General features: G+C 64.5%; 15 protein-coding genes. 6 read left to right on the top strand and 9 right to left on the bottom strand.

From position 1 onward, the window contains the following. Positions 1–77 precede the first annotated feature (77 nt). Both ABIB99_RS36255 and ABIB99_RS36250 read left to right on the top strand, forming a co-directional pair. Entirely contained in the window at positions 78–797 is a 720-nt protein-coding gene (locus ABIB99_RS36255; protein WP_063980474.1) for a ribonuclease activity regulator RraA, read from the top strand. 74 nt (positions 798–871) lie between these two features. Further along, entirely contained in the window at positions 872–1,963 is a 1,092-nt protein-coding gene (locus ABIB99_RS36250) for an SMP-30/gluconolactonase/LRE family protein (protein WP_063980475.1), read from the top strand. Between the two features lie 252 nt (positions 1,964–2,215). On the opposite strand, the gene ABIB99_RS36245 is transcribed toward ABIB99_RS36250, so the two are convergent. Continuing rightward, on the bottom strand, positions 2,216–4,315 hold the full coding sequence (locus tag ABIB99_RS36245) for a S9 family peptidase (RefSeq protein WP_354180314.1): 2,100 nt from the start codon (positions 4,313–4,315) through the stop codon (positions 2,216–2,218). 218 nt (positions 4,316–4,533) lie between these two features. Here ABIB99_RS36245 and ABIB99_RS36240 point away from each other — a divergent pair, with 218 nt between their 5' ends. Next, positions 4,534–5,970, top strand: coding sequence for an MBOAT family O-acyltransferase (locus ABIB99_RS36240; protein ID WP_354180312.1), 1,437 nt, complete (start codon positions 4,534–4,536; stop codon positions 5,968–5,970). After that, complete coding sequence (locus ABIB99_RS36235) at positions 5,970–7,073, top strand: hypothetical protein (protein WP_354180310.1); 1,104 nt, start codon at positions 5,970–5,972, stop codon at positions 7,071–7,073. Before ABIB99_RS36240 ends, ABIB99_RS36235 begins: the two co-directional genes overlap by 1 nt. Positions 7,074–7,291: 218 nt before the next feature. Here the strand turns inward: ABIB99_RS36235 and ABIB99_RS36230 are convergent, their stop codons facing one another. The 3 genes from ABIB99_RS36230 to ABIB99_RS36220 form a co-directional block, all read right to left on the bottom strand. Next, complete coding sequence (locus ABIB99_RS36230) at positions 7,292–8,479, bottom strand: pyridoxal-phosphate-dependent aminotransferase family protein (RefSeq protein ID WP_063980480.1); 1,188 nt, start codon at positions 8,477–8,479, stop codon at positions 7,292–7,294. A gap of 164 nt (positions 8,480–8,643) precedes the next feature. After that, on the bottom strand, positions 8,644–9,369 hold the full coding sequence (locus ABIB99_RS36225) for a thermonuclease family protein (protein WP_071908582.1): 726 nt from the start codon (positions 9,367–9,369) through the stop codon (positions 8,644–8,646). A gap of 260 nt (positions 9,370–9,629) precedes the next feature. Further along, positions 9,630–11,357 carry a hypothetical protein gene (locus ABIB99_RS36220; RefSeq protein ID WP_354180307.1) on the bottom strand — a complete coding sequence of 576 codons (1,728 nt, stop codon included), beginning with the start codon at positions 11,355–11,357 and terminating at the stop codon, positions 9,630–9,632. A gap of 421 nt (positions 11,358–11,778) precedes the next feature. On the opposite strand from ABIB99_RS36220, the gene ABIB99_RS36215 reads away from it, so the two are divergent. Continuing rightward, a complete protein-coding gene (locus ABIB99_RS36215) occupies positions 11,779–12,630 on the top strand; it encodes a caspase family protein (RefSeq protein ID WP_071916992.1) in 852 nt (283 codons plus the stop codon). A gap of 259 nt (positions 12,631–12,889) precedes the next feature. On the opposite strand, the gene ABIB99_RS36210 is transcribed toward ABIB99_RS36215, so the two are convergent. From ABIB99_RS36210 to ABIB99_RS36195, 4 genes are all read right to left on the bottom strand, one after another. Then, positions 12,890–13,777, bottom strand: a complete 888-nt coding sequence (locus tag ABIB99_RS36210) for an efflux RND transporter periplasmic adaptor subunit (protein ID WP_028149312.1) — start codon at positions 13,775–13,777, stop codon at positions 12,890–12,892. Positions 13,778–14,052: 275 nt separating this feature from the next. Continuing rightward, positions 14,053–15,168, bottom strand: coding sequence for a lactonase family protein (locus tag ABIB99_RS36205; protein WP_354180304.1), 1,116 nt, complete (start codon positions 15,166–15,168; stop codon positions 14,053–14,055). Between the two features lie 123 nt (positions 15,169–15,291). Further along, positions 15,292–15,429: a hypothetical protein gene (locus ABIB99_RS36200; RefSeq protein ID WP_175627410.1), complete on the bottom strand. Its 138-nt coding sequence runs from the start codon at positions 15,427–15,429 to the stop codon at positions 15,292–15,294. An 83-nt stretch (positions 15,430–15,512) separates the two neighbouring features. Beyond that, positions 15,513–15,773 (bottom strand): hypothetical protein, encoded by a 261-nt coding sequence (locus ABIB99_RS36195; protein ID WP_354180302.1) that lies wholly within the window; start codon positions 15,771–15,773, stop codon positions 15,513–15,515. Between the two features lie 62 nt (positions 15,774–15,835). Here ABIB99_RS36195 and ABIB99_RS36190 point away from each other — a divergent pair, with 62 nt between their 5' ends. Then, entirely contained in the window at positions 15,836–15,958 is a 123-nt protein-coding gene (locus ABIB99_RS36190) for a hypothetical protein (protein ID WP_354180300.1), read from the top strand. A 30-nt stretch (positions 15,959–15,988) separates the two neighbouring features. Here ABIB99_RS36190 and ABIB99_RS36185 read toward each other — a convergent pair whose 3' ends face one another. Then, on the bottom strand, positions 15,989–16,285 hold the full coding sequence (locus tag ABIB99_RS36185) for a transcriptional regulator (RefSeq protein ID WP_354180298.1): 297 nt from the start codon (positions 16,283–16,285) through the stop codon (positions 15,989–15,991). Positions 16,286–16,548: the final 263 nt, after the last annotated feature.

Here is a 16,548-nt window from a genome sequence, read left to right as displayed (position 1 = left end):
TTTCACCGCGTTGCGTGCGGCCCGATGGATTCCGGGCTCGCCGCTGCGCGGCGCCCCGGAATGACAAGAGGATACACATGACAAAACTCACCGAAGCCACCCGCACAAAACTCAAATCCGTCTCCACCGCCACCGTCGCCACCGCGCTGTTCAAGCGCGGGCTGCGCATCCAGATGATCCAGGACGTGCACCCGCTCGGCGCCGACCAGCCGACCATGGTCGGCGAGGCCTTCACGCTGCGCTACATGCCGGCGCGCGAGGATCTCAACACCATCGACGTCTTCAAGGACCGCTCCCACCCGCAGCGCAAGGCGATCGAGGATTGTCCGCCCGGCAGCGTGCTGGTGATGGACAGCCGCAAGGACGCGCGCGCGGCCTCGGCCGGTGCGATCCTGGTGACGCGATTGATGAAGCGCGGCGTCGCCGGCGTCGTCACCGACGGCGGCTTTCGCGATTCCGCCGAGATCGCCAAGCTCGGCATCCCCGCCTATCACCATCGCCCCTCGGCGCCGACGAATCTCACGCTGCACCAGGCGATCGAGATCAACGTACCGATCGGTTGTGGCGATGCGCCGGTATTTCCGGGCGACGTCATTCTCGGCGACAGCGACGGCGTCATCGTGATCCCCGCGCATCTCGCCGACGAGATCGCGAACGAAACCTTTGAGATGACGGCGTTCGAGGATTTCGTCACCGAGGAAGTCGGCAACGGCCGCGGCATTTTTGGGCTCTATCCCGCCACCGATCCGCAGACGCTCACCGACTTCGCGGAATGGCGGAAGAAGAACGGCCGCTAGGCCGAAGCTAAGTCACGTCAAGAAACGAGCCGGCGCATCAAGCGCCGGCCTTTTATCGAGCAGGGAGGATACTTATGAATCTCACGCGACGTAGTCTCATGGCCGGCGCCGGTGCGGCGGCGGCGTCCGCACTTCTCGCCCGCACCGCCGGTGCCCAGTCGTTTCCGTTCACGCCCAACCAGCGCTACCCCGATCCCGCCGTCCAGATCCTCGATCCGAGCTTTGGAAAATACCGGCTCTATTCCTCAACGGTCGAGCAGGTCGCGACTGGCATGCGCTGGGCCGAAGGCCCCGCTTATTTCCCCGAGGGCGGTTATCTCCTGTTCTCGGACATTCCCAACAACCGGATCATGAAGTTCGACGAGAAGACCGGGCAGACCAGCGTGTTCCGCGCCAACGCCAATTACGCTAACGGCAATGCGCGCGACCGCCAGGGCCGCCTCGTCACTTGCGAGCACTCCGTCACCCGCCGCATCACCCGCACCGAGAAGGACGGCAAAATCACGGTTCTCGCCGACAAGTTCGAGGGCAAGCGGCTGAACGCGCCGAACGACATCGTGGTGAAGTCCGACGACAGCATCTGGTTCACCGATCCCTTGTTCGGCATCAACGGCGAGTGGGAAGGCAACAAGGAGAAGTCCGAGCAGGCCACCACCAACGTCTATCGCATCGCCAAGGACGGCAAGATCAGCGCCGTCCTCACCGACCTCGTCAATCCCAACGGCCTCGCCTTCTCGCCGGACGAGAAGAAGCTCTACATCGTCGAATGGAAGGGCACGCCCAACCGCAGCATCTGGAGCTACAATGTCGGCGACGACGGCAGCTTGAGCGGCAAGACCAAGCTGATCGATGCCGCCGACCAGGCCTCGCTCGATGGTTTTCGCGTCGATCGCGACGGCAATCTCTGGTGCGGCTGGGGCTCCAACGGCGCGCTGCAATCCGAACCCACCGACATCGGCGGCCGCAAGGTCTTTCAGCTCAGGGGCAAGTCGGAAGATCTCGACGGCGTGATGGTGTTCAACGCGGACGGCAAGCCGCTCGCCTTCATCAAGCTGCCCGAACGTTGCGCCAACCTCTGCTTCGGCGGCCCGAAGAACAACCGGCTTTATATGGCGAGCAGCCACTCGGTGTATGCGCTGTACGTCGAGGCGCATGGGGCGGTGTGAGGCAGAGCTGACCAGCTAAGCTGCCGTAGGGTGGGCAAAGCGAAGCGTGCCCACCGCTCTCGTCGCAATTGCTGAAAAATGGTGGGCACGGCGCGATGCGCCTTTGCCCACCCTACAGAGCTGCCGAATTCCTTCGCCTCTCCCCGCGTGCGGGGAGAGGCCCGTAGCCCGGATGGAGCACAGCGCAATCCGGGGCGGTCTTGCCGTCTGCACGAATCCCGGATTTCGCTGCGCTCCATCCGGGCTACAAGGTCACGCCTCCGGCATCCCCGCTGCCCAAAGCGCGAACGCATAGACGATTGCGACTTCATCGAGCCGGTCAAAACGCCCCGATGCGCCGCCGTGGCCGGCGCCCATGTTGGTGCGGAGCAATACCGGGCCGCCGCCGCTCATGGTCGCGCGCAGGCGCGCGATCCATTTGGCCGGCTCCCAATAGGTCACGCGCGGATCGGTCAGGCCGCCCATCGCGAGGATCGCCGGATAGTCCTTGGCCGCGACGTTGTCATACGGCGAGTAGGACAGGATCGTGCGAAAATCCTTCTCACTCTCGATCGGGTTGCCCCACTCCGGCCATTCCGGCGGCGTCAGCGGCAGCGTGTCGTCGAGCATGGTGTTGAGCACGTCGACGAACGGCACTTCGGCGACGATGCCCGCGAACAGCTCGCCGGCACGGTTGGCCACCGCCCCCATCAGCATGCCGCCGGCCGAGCCGCCATGGCCGACGATGCGTTTTGCGCTGGTGTATTTCGCATCGATCAGCGCCCGGGCGCTGGTGGAAAAATCGTCGAACGAGTTGGTCTTCTTCTCGCGCTTGCCGTCGAGATACCAGCCCCAGCCCTTGTCGGCGCCGCCGCGGATATGGGCGATGGCGTAAACAAAGCCGCGGTCGACCAGTGACAGGCGATTGGCGTTGAACGATGCCGGCATCGCCATGCCGTAGGAGCCGTAGCCGTAAAGCAGCAGCGGCGCCGAGCCATCGAGCTTCAGCCCGCGGCGATAGAGGATCGACACCGGCACCTCGGCGCCGTCATGCGCCTTGGCCATGATGCGCGTCGTGACATAGTCGGCCGCATCGTGGCCCGACGGGATCTCCTGGCGCTTGCGTAAGGTCCGCGTGCGCTTGACCATGTCGTAGTCATAGACTTCCGACGGCGTCGTCATCGACGAATAGGCGAAGCGCAAATTCGTCGTCTCGAATTCGTAGGAGCCCATCGTGTCGAGCGAATAGGCGGCCTCGTCGAAGGCGATGGCGTGCTCCTCACTCGCCGTGAGATCGCGGATCACGATCGACGGCAGAGCATTGGCGCGCTCCAGCCGCACCAGATGGCCGGCATAGAGATCGAGGTCGATGATGTAGATGCCGGGACGATACGGGATCAGGTCGCGCCAGTTCTTGCGCTCGGGCGAAGCCAGCGGTGCGGTGACGATCTTGAAGTCGATGGCGTCGTCGGCATTGGTCAGGATGAACAGCTCGTCGCCGCGATCGGCCAGCGAATATTGCACGCCGTCCTCGCGCGTCGCGACCAGGCGCGGCGGCGCCTCGGGGTGGGCGAGGTCGATCAGCCGCTGCTCGGAAGTCTCGTGATCGCCGCCCGCGATCACGCAGAAGCGGCCGCTGGTGCTCTCATGCAGATGGGTGAACCAGCCGGAATCTTGCTCCTCATAGACGAGCGTGTCGTCGGCCTGCCTGGTGCCGAGCTTGTGCCGCCACACCTGCATCGGGCGATGGTTGTCGTCGAGCTTCACGTAGAAGAAGCTTCTGCAATCCTTGCTCCAGACGATGCCGCCGTCGGTTTCCTCGACCAAATCGTCAAGATCCTTGCCCGTGGCCCAGTCGCGGACGCGGATGGAAAAATACTCCGAGCCCTTGGTGTCGGCGCTCCAGGCTTGCAGCTTGTGATCGTTCGAGTGGCGGCTGCCGCCGAACTTGAAATATTTGTGGTCCTTCGCGAGCGCATCGCCGTCGAGCACGATATGGCCCTCGCCACCGTCGCGCGGCATGCGGCCGAACAATTCGTGCTGCCCACCCTCGCGAAACCTGCGGAAATAGGCGAACGGGCCGTCGGGCGAGGGCACACTGGAATCGTCCTCCTTGATCCGCCCGCGCATCTCGCGCACCAGCGTCTTCTGAAGTGACGAGGTGTGGCCGAGCAGGCTCTCGGTGTAGCCGTTCTCTTCATCGAGATATTTGCGAATGTCGGGATCGAGCACGGCGGGATCGCGCAGCACCTCCTGCCATTTCTCATCCTTCAGCCAGGCATAGTCGTCGGTCACGGTGATCCCGTGCCGCGTGAAGGAATGCGGCCGGCGCGGGGCGACGGGGGGCTGGGAAGGTGTCTTGGCTTGTGTCACTCGGTCCTCATCATCTCGTACTCGCGCTGCGCCCCCTCTTTACCTCTCCCCGTAAGAACGGGGAGAGGGAGAAGAAAGGCGCGCCGCATCGCTCGCCGTGTTCCACCTTATATCGTCCCGATTCCACGAATTGCCAGCGCCACTGCGCCAAGTCGCCGGGTTGTTGATCGCCCCCTTGTATGCTTTAGGGGCAATACCCCCGCCGCCGGTCCAGCCTGATGCTGTTCAATTCCTACCCGTTCATCCTGCTGTTCCTGCCGGTCGCGCTGGCCGGCTATTTCTGGCTGGGGCGGCGCAGCAATCTGGCGCCGGTGATCTGGCTGGCGCTGGCCTCGCTCGCCTTCTACGCCATCGGCAGCTGGCAGTTCGTGGCCCTGCTGCTGATCTCGATCGCCTTCAATTACGGCGTCGGCCATCTCCTGATCGCGGCGGAGCTCATCCCAATGCAACGAAAGGCGGCGCTCGCACTTGGCGTCGTCGGCGACCTCCTCGTGCTCGGCATCTTCAAATATGCCGGCTTCGTCACCGAGAATTTCAATGCGCTGGCCGGTACGCATGTCGCGGTCGACATCCTGCTGCCGGTCGGCATCTCCTTCTACACCTTTACCCAGATCGCGTTCCTGGTGGATGCGTATCGTGGCCAAGTCGCGCGTTACGCCTTGCCGCACTATGCGCTGTTCGTGACCTATTTCCCGCATCTGATCGCGGGGCCGATCCTCCACCACAAGGATATGATCCCGCAATTCGAGCAGAAGGAGTCGAAACACCCGCATGCGCATCTGATGCTGTGTGGCATCATCATCTTCGCCATCGGCCTGTTCAAGAAGACCTGCCTTGCCGACGGCATCCAGCCGCTGGTGGCGCTCGCCTTCGAGGCGCGCTCGCCGAGCTTTGATCAGGCCTGGCTCGGCGCGCTGGCCTACACGTTCCAGCTCTATTTCGACTTCTCCGGCTACTCCGACATGGCGATCGGGATATCGCTGATGTTCGGCATCTTCCTGCCGGTGAATTTCAACTCACCCTACAAGGCCACCAGCATCGTCGAGTTCTGGCGCCGCTGGCACATGACCTTGTCGCAGTTCCTGCGCGACTATCTCTACATCTCGCTCGGCGGCAACCGCCGCGGCCGTGTGCTGCGCTATGTCAATCTGATGATCACGATGCTGCTCGGTGGGCTCTGGCACGGCGCGGCCTGGACTTTTGTCGCCTGGGGCGCGCTGCATGGCGCATATCTCTGCGTCAATCATGCCTTCAACGCGCTGGTGCCCAACGTCCCGACGTTGCTCGTGCGCCCGGTCCGCATCGTCGGAGCCGTGCTGACGTTCCTCGCCGTCGTCGTGGCCTGGGTTTTCTTCCGCGCCGAGAGCGTTACTTGGGCGCTGCGTGTCCTCCACGCGATGGCCGATCCGTCGAATATCGTCCTCGGCCGCGAGGAGATCGCCGCATTGGTTCTGGTGTCGATCTACGCCGCGCTGGTGTGGCTGGCGCCGAACACGCAAGCGATCATGGGATACGATCACGACAATCGCAGGGTCGGCGAGGCCCTGCCGGCAGGGCGGATGCGGCCGCTGTTTCTCTACGGCGCGTCGCTGGTGCTCGCTCTCGGGATTCTCGGCATCCAGAGCCACAGCGAATTCATCTATTTCCGGTTCTGATGCGAGGCAATTTCACACATCTGAGACGTCTTCTGCTCGCCAGCATCGCCTGCGTGCTGGGCGCGGCGGTGCTCACCTATCTCGTCGATCCCCTGCAACTGTTCCGCCCCTCGCGTCTCACCGCCTTCTATTCCGACGACACGCGCGTGCAGAATGCCGGGCTGATCCGCAGCCAGTCGTTCGACACCGCCTTCATGGGCACCTCGCTCGCGATCCATTTCCGCCAGAGCGACATCGATCGCGCGCTCGGCGTCCACTCGCTCAAGCTGGCGATGACCGGGTCCAATTCGCGCCAGCAGGGCTTTGTGCTGGAGCGGGCGATCGAGTGTGGCGCCCGGCGCGTGATCTGGGCGATGGACGATTTCATCTTTGTCGATGCGGCGGATATCGAGGCCGATCCGTTTCTGTCCGTCGATCTCTATCGCCAGACAACGAAGGGCATCGCGTCCTATCTGTTCAGCGCCGCGATGGCGAAGGAATCCCTGTTCGCGCTGCTGCGGTCGATCCCGCCGCTGCAACAGAAGCTGACGCGGGCGGCGCCGTTTCTCCCCGTCAAGTTCGCGCTCTCCGACGTCGACGACATCTACGCGCTGCCGCGCGATTTCGACATTGCGCGTGACTACAATGCGAACAAGACGCTTGCCTCGTTCGCCTACATCACGAGCCCCGTGCGCAGCCGCTTCCTCGGCGAAGGCTACGGCTACGACGCCATGCTCCGGCATTTCGAGCGCGACGCCGTCGGGTTGATCGCGCGTCATCCGGACGTGACCTTCGACATCTACTTGCCGCCCTATTCGATCCTGCAATTCGTCGCGATGCGCGATGCCTCGCCTGCGACGCTGAAGATCGTCACCGACCTCACCGCGCGCATCGCCGAGCGGCTGACGCAGCTTCCAAATGTGCGTCTGTACGATTTCCGCGCGATCAGGGACGTGACGCACGATCTCGATAACTACAGCGACGTCATCCACCATTCGCCGGCGGTGGATGCGAAGGTGCTGAACTGGCTGGCGCGTGGAGAGTACCGCGTCGATCCCGAGGCGCCGCTCGCGTCGCTGGATGCGCTGAAGGTTCAAGTCGAAGCGTATCGAGTCGCGCGCTGAACTTCCCCTCTCCCCCTGTGGGAGAGGGTGGCTCGCCGCGTAGCGGCGAGACGGGTGAGGGGTATCTATCCGCGCGTACAACTCTCGCAGTGAAGTTTGCGGAGAGAAACCCCTCATCCGGCGCCATAGCCGAAGCTTCGCTTCGGCGTTCCTAAGAACGGCGGCCGAAGGCCGCCTACGCCACCTTCTCCCACAAGGGGAGAAGGAAGAAAGCGCGTCTACACCGCCACCTGCTCGCCGAGATACGCGACCGCGGCTTCCAGCCCGCCCTTGCCGTGCGGGATCTTCAGCGCATTCAGCCCGATCTCGACCACCCCCAACGTGCCGAGCAGCATCGGCGCATTGACGTGGCCCATATGGGCGATACGGAAGGCTTGTCCCGAGAGATCGCCGATGCCGGTGCCCAGCACGACGCCGCACTTGTCCTTGCAATAGCGCTGCAGCAGCGCGGGGTCATGGCCATTGCTCATGGTCACCGTAGTCACGGTGTTGGAGCGCTCGCTCGCCTCCGCGACGTTGAAGCCGAGCACCTGGCCTTCCGACCAGGCGGAGACGGCGCGGCGCGCGGCTTCGCCGAGCAGGCTGTGGCGGCGGAACGCGTTTTCCAGCCCTTCCTCGTGCAGCAGGTCGATCGCCTTGCGCAGCGCGAACAACAGATGCACCGGCGCGGTGCCGGCATATTTGCGATAATTCTCGCTGCCCTCGCGCTCGCTCCAGCTCCAATAGGGCGTCGACATGTTGGCCTTCTTCTGCACCTCGAGTGCGCGCGCGTTCGCTGCGACGAAGCCGAGGCCGGGCGGCGTCATCAGGCCCTTCTGCGAGCCGGACATCGCGACGTCGATGCCCCATTTGTCCATCTCGAACGGCATGCAGCCGAGCGAGGCGACAGTGTCCACCATATACAGCGCGGGATGGCCGCTCGCCTTGATCGCCTTGCCGATCGCCTCGATGTCGTTCTGCACGCCCGAGGCCGTGTCGACCTGGACGACGACGACGGCCTTGATGGTGTGCTCCTTGTCGCGGCGCAGGCGCTCTTCGACCTCGTGCGGCCGCACCGCGCGGCGCCAGTCGCCCTTGAGCACCTCGACCTCGGCGCCCATCAGGGCGGCGGCGTTGCCCCAGCCGATCGCGAAGCGCCCGCTCTCCAGCACCAGCACCTTGTCGCCGCGCGACAGCACGTTGCTCAGCGCGGCTTCCCAGGCGCCATGGCCGTTGGCGATGTAGATGTAGGACTTGCCCTTGGTCGCGAACAGCTTCGAGATGTCCGCGAGAAGCGTATCGGTCAGCTCGTGCATCTCTTTGGAGTAGATGTCGATCGCCGGACGATGCATCGCCTGCAGCACCTCGTCGGGCATCGTGGTGGGCCCGGGGATGGCCAGAAATTCCCGGCCCGCGCGAACGGTCATTGCTGTTGGTCCTTGTTGCTTGAGAACAGGCTGGTGGGTCGCTGACTCACGTTCTACGCGCCGTGGAAGCCCAAGAAAAGCACGCAAAACGCAGGTCTGGGGTGGTTTTTGTTTCGAGCATGGTCTTGTCGGAAAACCGCCTCACACTTTTCCGGACCATGCACTCATCTCTTGGTCTCGCGGCAGCCGGCGGCTTCGGCCTCTTCCACCGAGCAGAACCAGCGGGTGCCCTTGCTGATCTTCATCTTGATCTGGGTGTACCAGCGGCTGGTCGGCTGGTGATAGATGCACTCGCCGGCGGTGTTGACGTTGCCCTTGATGGTGCAGTCCGGCGAGGGCGCGACCGGCCCGGAGGCCGAGGCGAGCAGCACCGCATGCGCGCCCTCGGGCGGCTTGGTCGCGCCCAGGATGGTGGTCTTCTTGTTGCGGACGCGCCAGTCCCACGGCGCGATGAAGGCGCCCTGCCACATGCCGGCCTTTGCCTCGCGCGCGGCGGCCTCGTCGGGTTCGTAGTCGTGAGAGACGCGGGTGTAGGCGAGTGCCCAGCCGCTGCGCACCAGCCATTTCTGGATGTCCTCGCCGCCGACCTCGCAGCGCGCCACGGTGCGGCCGCGCCGGTCGATCGCGCGGGCGTGGCAGACCCAGTTCTTGCCCTCGGTGTATTTGGCGAGCTCGTCGCGCGCCGCGATGCCGCAGGTCCAGCGCTCGGTTTTTGTATTGAGGCAGAGCTGGTCGACCGCGGGCGCGTCGATGCCGCCGAGCCGGACCCGCGTGTTCCCGATCAGGACGGAATCGCCGGAGCGGACCTTTGCGGTGCCGGTGATGTCGGCGGCCTGGGCCAGCGAGGGGATGGCGAGCAAAGACAGCGCAATCAGGAATTTTCGCAACATGCCGGTCCGCGTGTGAGGAAAATCTCGATAGACGTCGCAATTGTGGTCGGCTTTTGGCCGCCCGGCCAGCGCCTGCCCAACGATTGAGCTTTCAACTTCCCGTCATTGTGGCGGGGGCGCGATCGAGCGAAGTGAGATTGCGTGACGGGGGGGTGATCTCTCCACTCGGGCACTGTTCGTCGCGGAGAGACCGTCACCCCACCCCGCTCGCGCTGCGCGCGATCGACCCTCCCCCTCCAGGGGAGGGTAAGAGCGAACCCTCACCCCCGCGCCATCGCCCGCTTCGCCACGGCCAGCCCCATCAGCACGAAGGCCGACGTCACCTCGGGACCACCGACCAGAATCCGCGTCGGCGTCTTCATCTTGTTCCATTCATAGGCGCGGAACGGGCCGCGGCGACCGCCTTCGCCGAGGCTCGCAACGATCACGTTCAGCGCCGGCGCGAAGGCGCGCGGGTCGGCGCCGAGATGGCCGAGTGCGATCAGTGCCAGCGCCGCGTCGAACACGTTCATCTCCGCGGCCATCAGCTCGCCCTTGACGTAGGAGAGCACGCGATGGCGGATGAAATCGAAATCGCCGTCGGGGTCGATCACGGCCTGCGCCGCCAGCGGCAGCGCCAGGAAGGCCGCATAGCAGCGGCCGAAATAGGCGCTGTAGAGCTCGGGCAGATAATAGATGTGCGAGCGCGGATTGGCGAAGGCACCGCTGGCGGCGAGCCGCTTCTGGAAGCCGATGATGCGATGCACGGTCGCCAGCCGCGCCGGCGTCTCCAAAATCTTCCAGCGCGCGAGGTTGCGGAAGCTGACCTCGAGAATGTCGAGATTGAGCGTCGGATCGAGATCGTTGCCATAGGGCCGCTCGCCTTTGAGGTTGTCGATCCAGGTCGCGACGCCGCCCTCGTAGTCGATGTTGTCGTTGAGCGGCACGGTCACGCGCGGTTCGTTGACGCCGGCGAGCACCTGATAGCCCGAATAGAAGTCAAGCAGCGGCTGGTCGATGATCGGATCGGTGCAGCCGGCTTGCGTCGCTGCCGAGATCGAGCACGCCGTGGTGTCGCAATCCGGCACGTAGACGCCGAAGCCGAGGTCCTGCTTGATCTGGGCGAAGAAGCGGGAGAAGCGCGGATGCGGCGCCGGCGCGAGCGCGGTGATGACGTTGAAGCGTGTGCCGTCGATACCCTCGACCTCTTCGCGGCTGATGTTGACGCAGAAATCGACCATGTCGGCGATCGCACGCTCGGATGCAATCTTGTCGGCCGACGAGGCGAGCCCGGTCTCGACATAGCTCAGCAGCGCCTCGATGAAGAACGCGTCGTAATAGGCCGAGCGGTGTCGGATCTGCACCGGCTCCCACATCGGCTCGGCAATGCCGCTCCAGGGCGGATTGACGACGGCCGCTGCCTGTGAGCGCGCGATGAAGACGCGGGCGAGGTTGAACAGCAGCGAGGAGTTCTTGTAGCCGCGCGCGTTCAGCCCCGTCAGCGCCATGGTCAGCTCGCGCCCACGGACATCGGGGTCGCCGATCAGGTTGAAGGCGGCATAGGTCGGCAGGAAGCCGTTCTTGCGGTACGAGCCGAGCAGATGCTGCGCGCAGTCGCGGATCACGCCGTCGATCTGCGCTTGTTGCGGCGCTAGGCCTGTGAATATCGCCGGCGGCGGCTTTGGATGGTCGAGCGCGATGCTGTCGACGAGATCGGCGACGGGCTGGCCGACCGCCGCCCAGTCGGGCTCGGCATCGTCGCGCGCCCGCACCAGCGCCGTGCGAAGCCGGGTCAGCTTCGCCTCGTCGCGCAACTCGGGCAGCCCGGCGCGGCGGAGCAGGATCCGCAATGCGGGATTGCCGAGCGCGGTCTTGTAGAACTTGGCCAGATGCGGATCGCCGCTGGCTGGGCCCGACAATACGGGATCGCAGACGTCGTAAAGCGAGGGGCCGTCTTTTCGCGCCGTCAGCGCCCGGCAGGCGGCGCCGGCAAAATAATGAAAGCTCATGAAATACCTGGTCGCGGGGCTTTGGCCGGGGGCCGGCCGGCGCGCTCCCATCTGCGCGCCACCCCCTCCAAGTCTTTGAAAAAGCTACCCGGATTCGCGGGAAATTCAAATGTGATGGCGGTCACGGAAAAATCCGGCACGGGAGCTGCTTGACTAAGGCCGTTACAAGGGGCTCGCGACGAAAAAACGTGCAAATTCTGCTCGGAGGATTAACCAATATCTTCAGTCACTTAGCTCAAATTTTGGGCGATCTATTGCCGGGGAGGAGATATCCGGTTAAGGCTTTGTTTGGTGCGGCGCCGCAAATTGCGCGCAGTTCGGGGGCACATCCCCGGCCAATCCCTCAAACCTGAAGCCACCATCGCGCTACTCAAACATTGTGCGCGCGCTTGGCTGGTCTTTGGCACAGGAACGAACCGAGATGAATGTAAGGCAGCTCGAGCTTTCCAGACGCACGATTGCGGTGGCCGCAGCCCTCATCGGCACGGTGTCGCTCGTGATCGGCGCCCATGCTGCCCTCAACATGCGCGCGATCGATGCCGCCAAGGCCGTGTCGACCGACGAGGTCACTGGCTCGATCGGCCAGTCGTCCCGCCTCGCCCTCGTCATCGGCAATGGACATTATCCCGACGCCAGCGCGCCGCTGACGCAGTCGATCAACGACGCCCGCGCGCTGTCCTCGTCGCTCCGCAAGAACGGCTTTGACGTCGATATGGTGGAAGACGCGACCAAGGACGACATGGTCCGCGCCGTCAACCGCCTGAAGTCCCGGATCAAGCGCGACACCGTCGTCATGCTGTTCTTCGGCGGCTACGGCGTGCAGGCCGGCCGCGAGAGCTACATGCTGCCGGTCGATGCCGTGATCTGGAAGGAAAGCGACGTCCGCCGCCAGGGTGTCTCCATCGACGGCGTGCTCGACATGATGAAGGAGCAGGGCGCGAAGGCCAAGCTCGTCGTCGTCGACGCCTCCCGCCGTAACCCCTACGAGCGCCGCTTCCGCTCCTACAGCCATGGTCTTGCACCGATCAGCGCGACGGACAACGCGTTGATCCTTTCCTCGGCTTCGCCCGGCAAGGTCGTCGACGACGGCAAGGGCGAGTACAGCGTGCTGGTCGGCGAGTTCCTCACCAACCTCAATGCGCAGGGCAGCGCCGAAAGCGTCTTCAACAAGACCCGCGTCGCCATCTCCCGCGCCTCCGAAGGCGACCAGGTCCCGACCATCTCCTCCTCGCTGCTCGAGGACGTCCATTTCGGCGAAGCCGCCGGCGGCTAGCCGTAAATTGTAGGATGGGCAAAGGCGCAAAGCGCCGTGCCCACCATCTTTCCGAGATTTCGACAGAAGACGTGGGCACGCTTCCGCCTTCGCTCGCCGAGCTACGGCGGACAAGTCGCTTTGCCCGCCCTACGGTATGCGTGTGTAACGGACCTCTGCCCCCACATCGTCATTGCGAGCGCAGCGAAGCAATCCAGGGTCTCTCCGCAGAAAGATTCTGGATTGCTCGCTTCGCTCGCAATGACGGTTGAGGCGAGACTTACTTCGCGGCTTCCGTGGCCATCACCGGACGCACCGGATCGCCTTCGCGCAGGATCGCGCCGGCGCGGGCGACGACGATATCGCCTTCGTTGAGGCCATCGCGAACCTCGATATTTCCGCCCGACATCAGCCCGATCTCGACCCGCTTGGTCTCGACGCGGTTGCGGCGGATCACCTGCACCACGGTGCCGGCGGTGGAATACTGCACCGAGGTCAGCGGCACCGCGACGTTGCAGCTCTGCCCGGTCTTGATCAGCGCGCGCCCGCTCGCGTTCAGCAGCAGCCGCTTCTGCGAGGAGATGCCGATATAGACCATTCCCTGCTGGATGTTCGGCTCGACGGTCGGTCCGATGCGGCGCACCTTGCCGTCGAGATCGCCCGCGCCGGCAATGCGCACCGTCGCCTGCTGGCCGACCGCGAGCTTCCGAATATCGGTGGTCGCGACCAGGCCGACCAGATCATATTCGCTGCGCGCCACGATCGTGAACAGCGCCTCGCCCTTGGCCGAGGCGAGGTTGCCGATCTGCGCGGTCGACGTCGCGATCACGCCCGCCACGGGGGCGGTGACCTGAAGCGTGCCGCCTTCGGGCAGCGCCAGCCGTGCCAGCACCTGGCCGGCCGTGGTGGTGTCGCCGGCTTCCGCCAGCACGTCCGTGACCTTCAGGCCGGGACGTTCCGGCCGCACGGAGGTCTCCTCGCGCGCGATGATCGTGCCGGTGGCCTCGACGATGTCGGAGAAGCAGGATTTTGCGACCTTCAGCACCGTGACCGCGGGCCCCTTGGGCGCGTCGTCATCGGCGGCGCGCGCGGGCTGGGCGGACAGCAGAACCAGTCCGGCGAGAGCAACGAGTTTTTTAGGAAAGGAACGCGCAGGCAATGGACGCATCGGTCATTCCGGTTGGCCGCAAGAAGGCTTCAATCGATAGCAGAAGCGGCAGCAGCGGGCCATGGGCTGACCGGATGAGAAATGCCGCAGCGCAGGCGGCGCGATGCCGCCCGTTGATTTAGTCGCTGCATAAGCGAAGAGGTTCGCCGGTGGTTGCCGCCCGACAAACTCGTCATGCCCGGGCTTGTCCCGGGCATCCACGTTCTTCGCACCGCGGGCAAGGCGTGGATGGCCGGGTCAAGCCCGGCCATGACGCTGTGGAGGCACTGGATCCCTCACGGCAAACTCAAAAACTCCACCCAGTTCGGCTTCTTGCCGGTGGGATAGGATTTCAGCTTGGCGAGCGCGCCGCTGCTCTGGTCGATCGCATAGACCGTCATGCTGTCGGAGAGCTCACCGACCGCGGCGAGGTAACGCCCCGACGGATCGATATGGAAGCCGCGCGGCTGCTTCTCCGTCGGCACGCTGCCGATCGTGGTCAGCTTGCCGCTTGTTGCGTCGACCTTGTAGCCGGCGAGCGTGTTGGTGGTGCGCTCGGAGGCGTAGAGGAAGCGGCCGTCCGGGGTGATGTGGATGTCGGCGGCCCAGGGCTTGCCAGTAAAGCCTTCCGGCAGCGCGGTGGTGCGCTGGATCTCGTCCCATGCGCCGCTCTTGGCCTCATAGCTGAACGCCGCGACGTCGCCGTTCAGTTCATGGATGAGATAGACGAACTTGCCGTTGGGATGGAAGACGAAGTGCCGCGGTCCCGATTTCTCCGGCACCTTGGTCACCGGCGGATCGCTCGGCGTCAGTGTGCCCGCGACTGCATCGAACGCGAAGGTCAGCACCTGATCCGAACCGAGATTGGTCGCGAACACGAAGCGGTTGTCGGGCGAGGGCAGGAAGGCGTGCGCATTCAGCCCGGTCGGAATCACCTGCTTCGGCTCGCCGGCGACGCCGTTCGGGCTGAGCGGATTCAGCGCGACCTTGTTGCCGCCATAGGAGGCGCTGAACAGGAATTTGCCAGTGCTGTCGACGGCGATGTTCGCCATGCTGTCGGCAAGCGGACCATTGCCGAGAGGGCTGAGCTGGCCCGTCTTGGGATCGATCGCAAAGCTCACCGCGAGGAATGGTTGCGAGCGCACGCCGGCAATCAGCACGCGGTGGTCGGGTGTGATCGCGAGCGGTGTCGACGAGCCGGGCTTGTCGACGCCGGTGAAGGCGGCGGTCTGCACCGGTGTCATCTCGCCGCTCTCGGCCAGCTTGAACACGCTGATGTCGTTGCTGTCGGCGTTGCCGACATAGGCGAAGGTCTCGGCCATGCCGGGGCGGACTCCAGAAACGAGGGTGAGGAAGGCGAGGGTGGTGGCGATCGCAGCGCGTGGCGCGATGCGGCGTGTCGGTCTCGGCATGGGGCTCCTCCTTACAGCGTTGCGGCCTTGTCGTTTTGTCCGGAGGATAGCGGGAGCCGTGCCGCCGTACCAAGTTCCGGTTGAAGATCGATCGATGCCGAAATTGTATCGGTCGCGCGGTGGCTACCGCACTGCGGCCGTCTGGCTGCGGGAGGGCAGATGCGGGCCGGACGCAGTGTTGGGTGCCCCGAGCAGGCCCCACACGGCCACCGCCAGCAGCGCGCAGGTCAAAATGGTCCAGGCGACCAATCGTTTCCGCATCAAGCCAAGTCCATCCGTTGTTTGAAACCCCGGGGCCCGCACATGATCGTGCACTGCAAACGGCGACGATCCTATGAACTCGTTCACAGGCACAACATCGTATCGGCATTGCGAACCAATGCCGCGGGAGTGCATTGACCCATATGCCGCGTGAAAATGACCTCGAAGGCAAGCCCGACATGGGTGGCAAGCATGGCGGCCAGAAAGGCCAGCCCAAGCCGCCGCCGCGCCCGCGCGAGGGTCCGCGCGATGAGGACGTCGTGGCAAAGCGCCACACCGGCCAAACCGATCGCACGCTGCCGCCGACCAAACAAAAATAGCGCTGTATTTCGCGCCGGGAACATCAGCCTCGCCTTGCCGTTATGCTGATCCCGCAAGCGGACGAGGTCGAACCGGAGGCTGGCACGTGTTTTGGATCTATTGGAACACCGCTTGGTCGCTCATCATCAGCGGCATCATGTTCACCACCATCATCACCCATCCCGACGCCGAGTTCGCCGAGATCCGGGCGGCAAAGCAGGCGAAGTGAGCCCGCGCGCCTGAGGCCCGATCTCCGGGGCTATGAACCGTTCGCGGGTAGCGATGGCTGCTCCGTCGCCGGCGTCGAAGACGGCTTTCGCGCCGCTCTGCTCGCGCGCTTCCTGACCGTGGGCGCCGGCAAGGTCGCCTGAAGGGCTGCGTCGGCCGCTTGCTTGGCCTCGCGTGCCTCTCGAAGCCGCGCCATGTTCTTGCGAATCTCGATCGACTGCCTTTCGACGTCTGCCATTGCAAGTGCTCCCTCTTCGGCGGCGAGGCGCCTGCGATTGGAGCGCGCGATGCTTTCGGGTGACAGCTCGGCGGATTTCCTGGCGCTCATGCTTCACTCCGTTGTGCAACCGGCAAAACCCGCTCAATCCGGGGATCGAACGGGCTGGCGCGCGACAATCGCGCGAACGCCTTCAACTCGGTCGATGTCTTTGGAAAAGGTGCCCGCGGGCGCATTCAACAAGGCACAGCGGTTGATCGAACGCCCTCGATATATGTCTCGTTCGATTTTCTGCAAGGATGGCAAGGCCGATTTGGCTCAGCCAGGCAGCTCCGGCGCCTCGATCGAGAGGCTTCACACGATCCGGTCGAGGT

Origin of the sequence: Bradyrhizobium sp. LA6.1, from assembly GCF_040547805.1 — a bacterium.
GTDB lineage: Bacteria > Pseudomonadota > Alphaproteobacteria > Rhizobiales > Xanthobacteraceae > Bradyrhizobium > Bradyrhizobium barranii.
The sequence above is the reverse complement of the archived record's forward strand: the minus strand, read 5'-3'. Positions and strand labels throughout refer to the sequence as shown.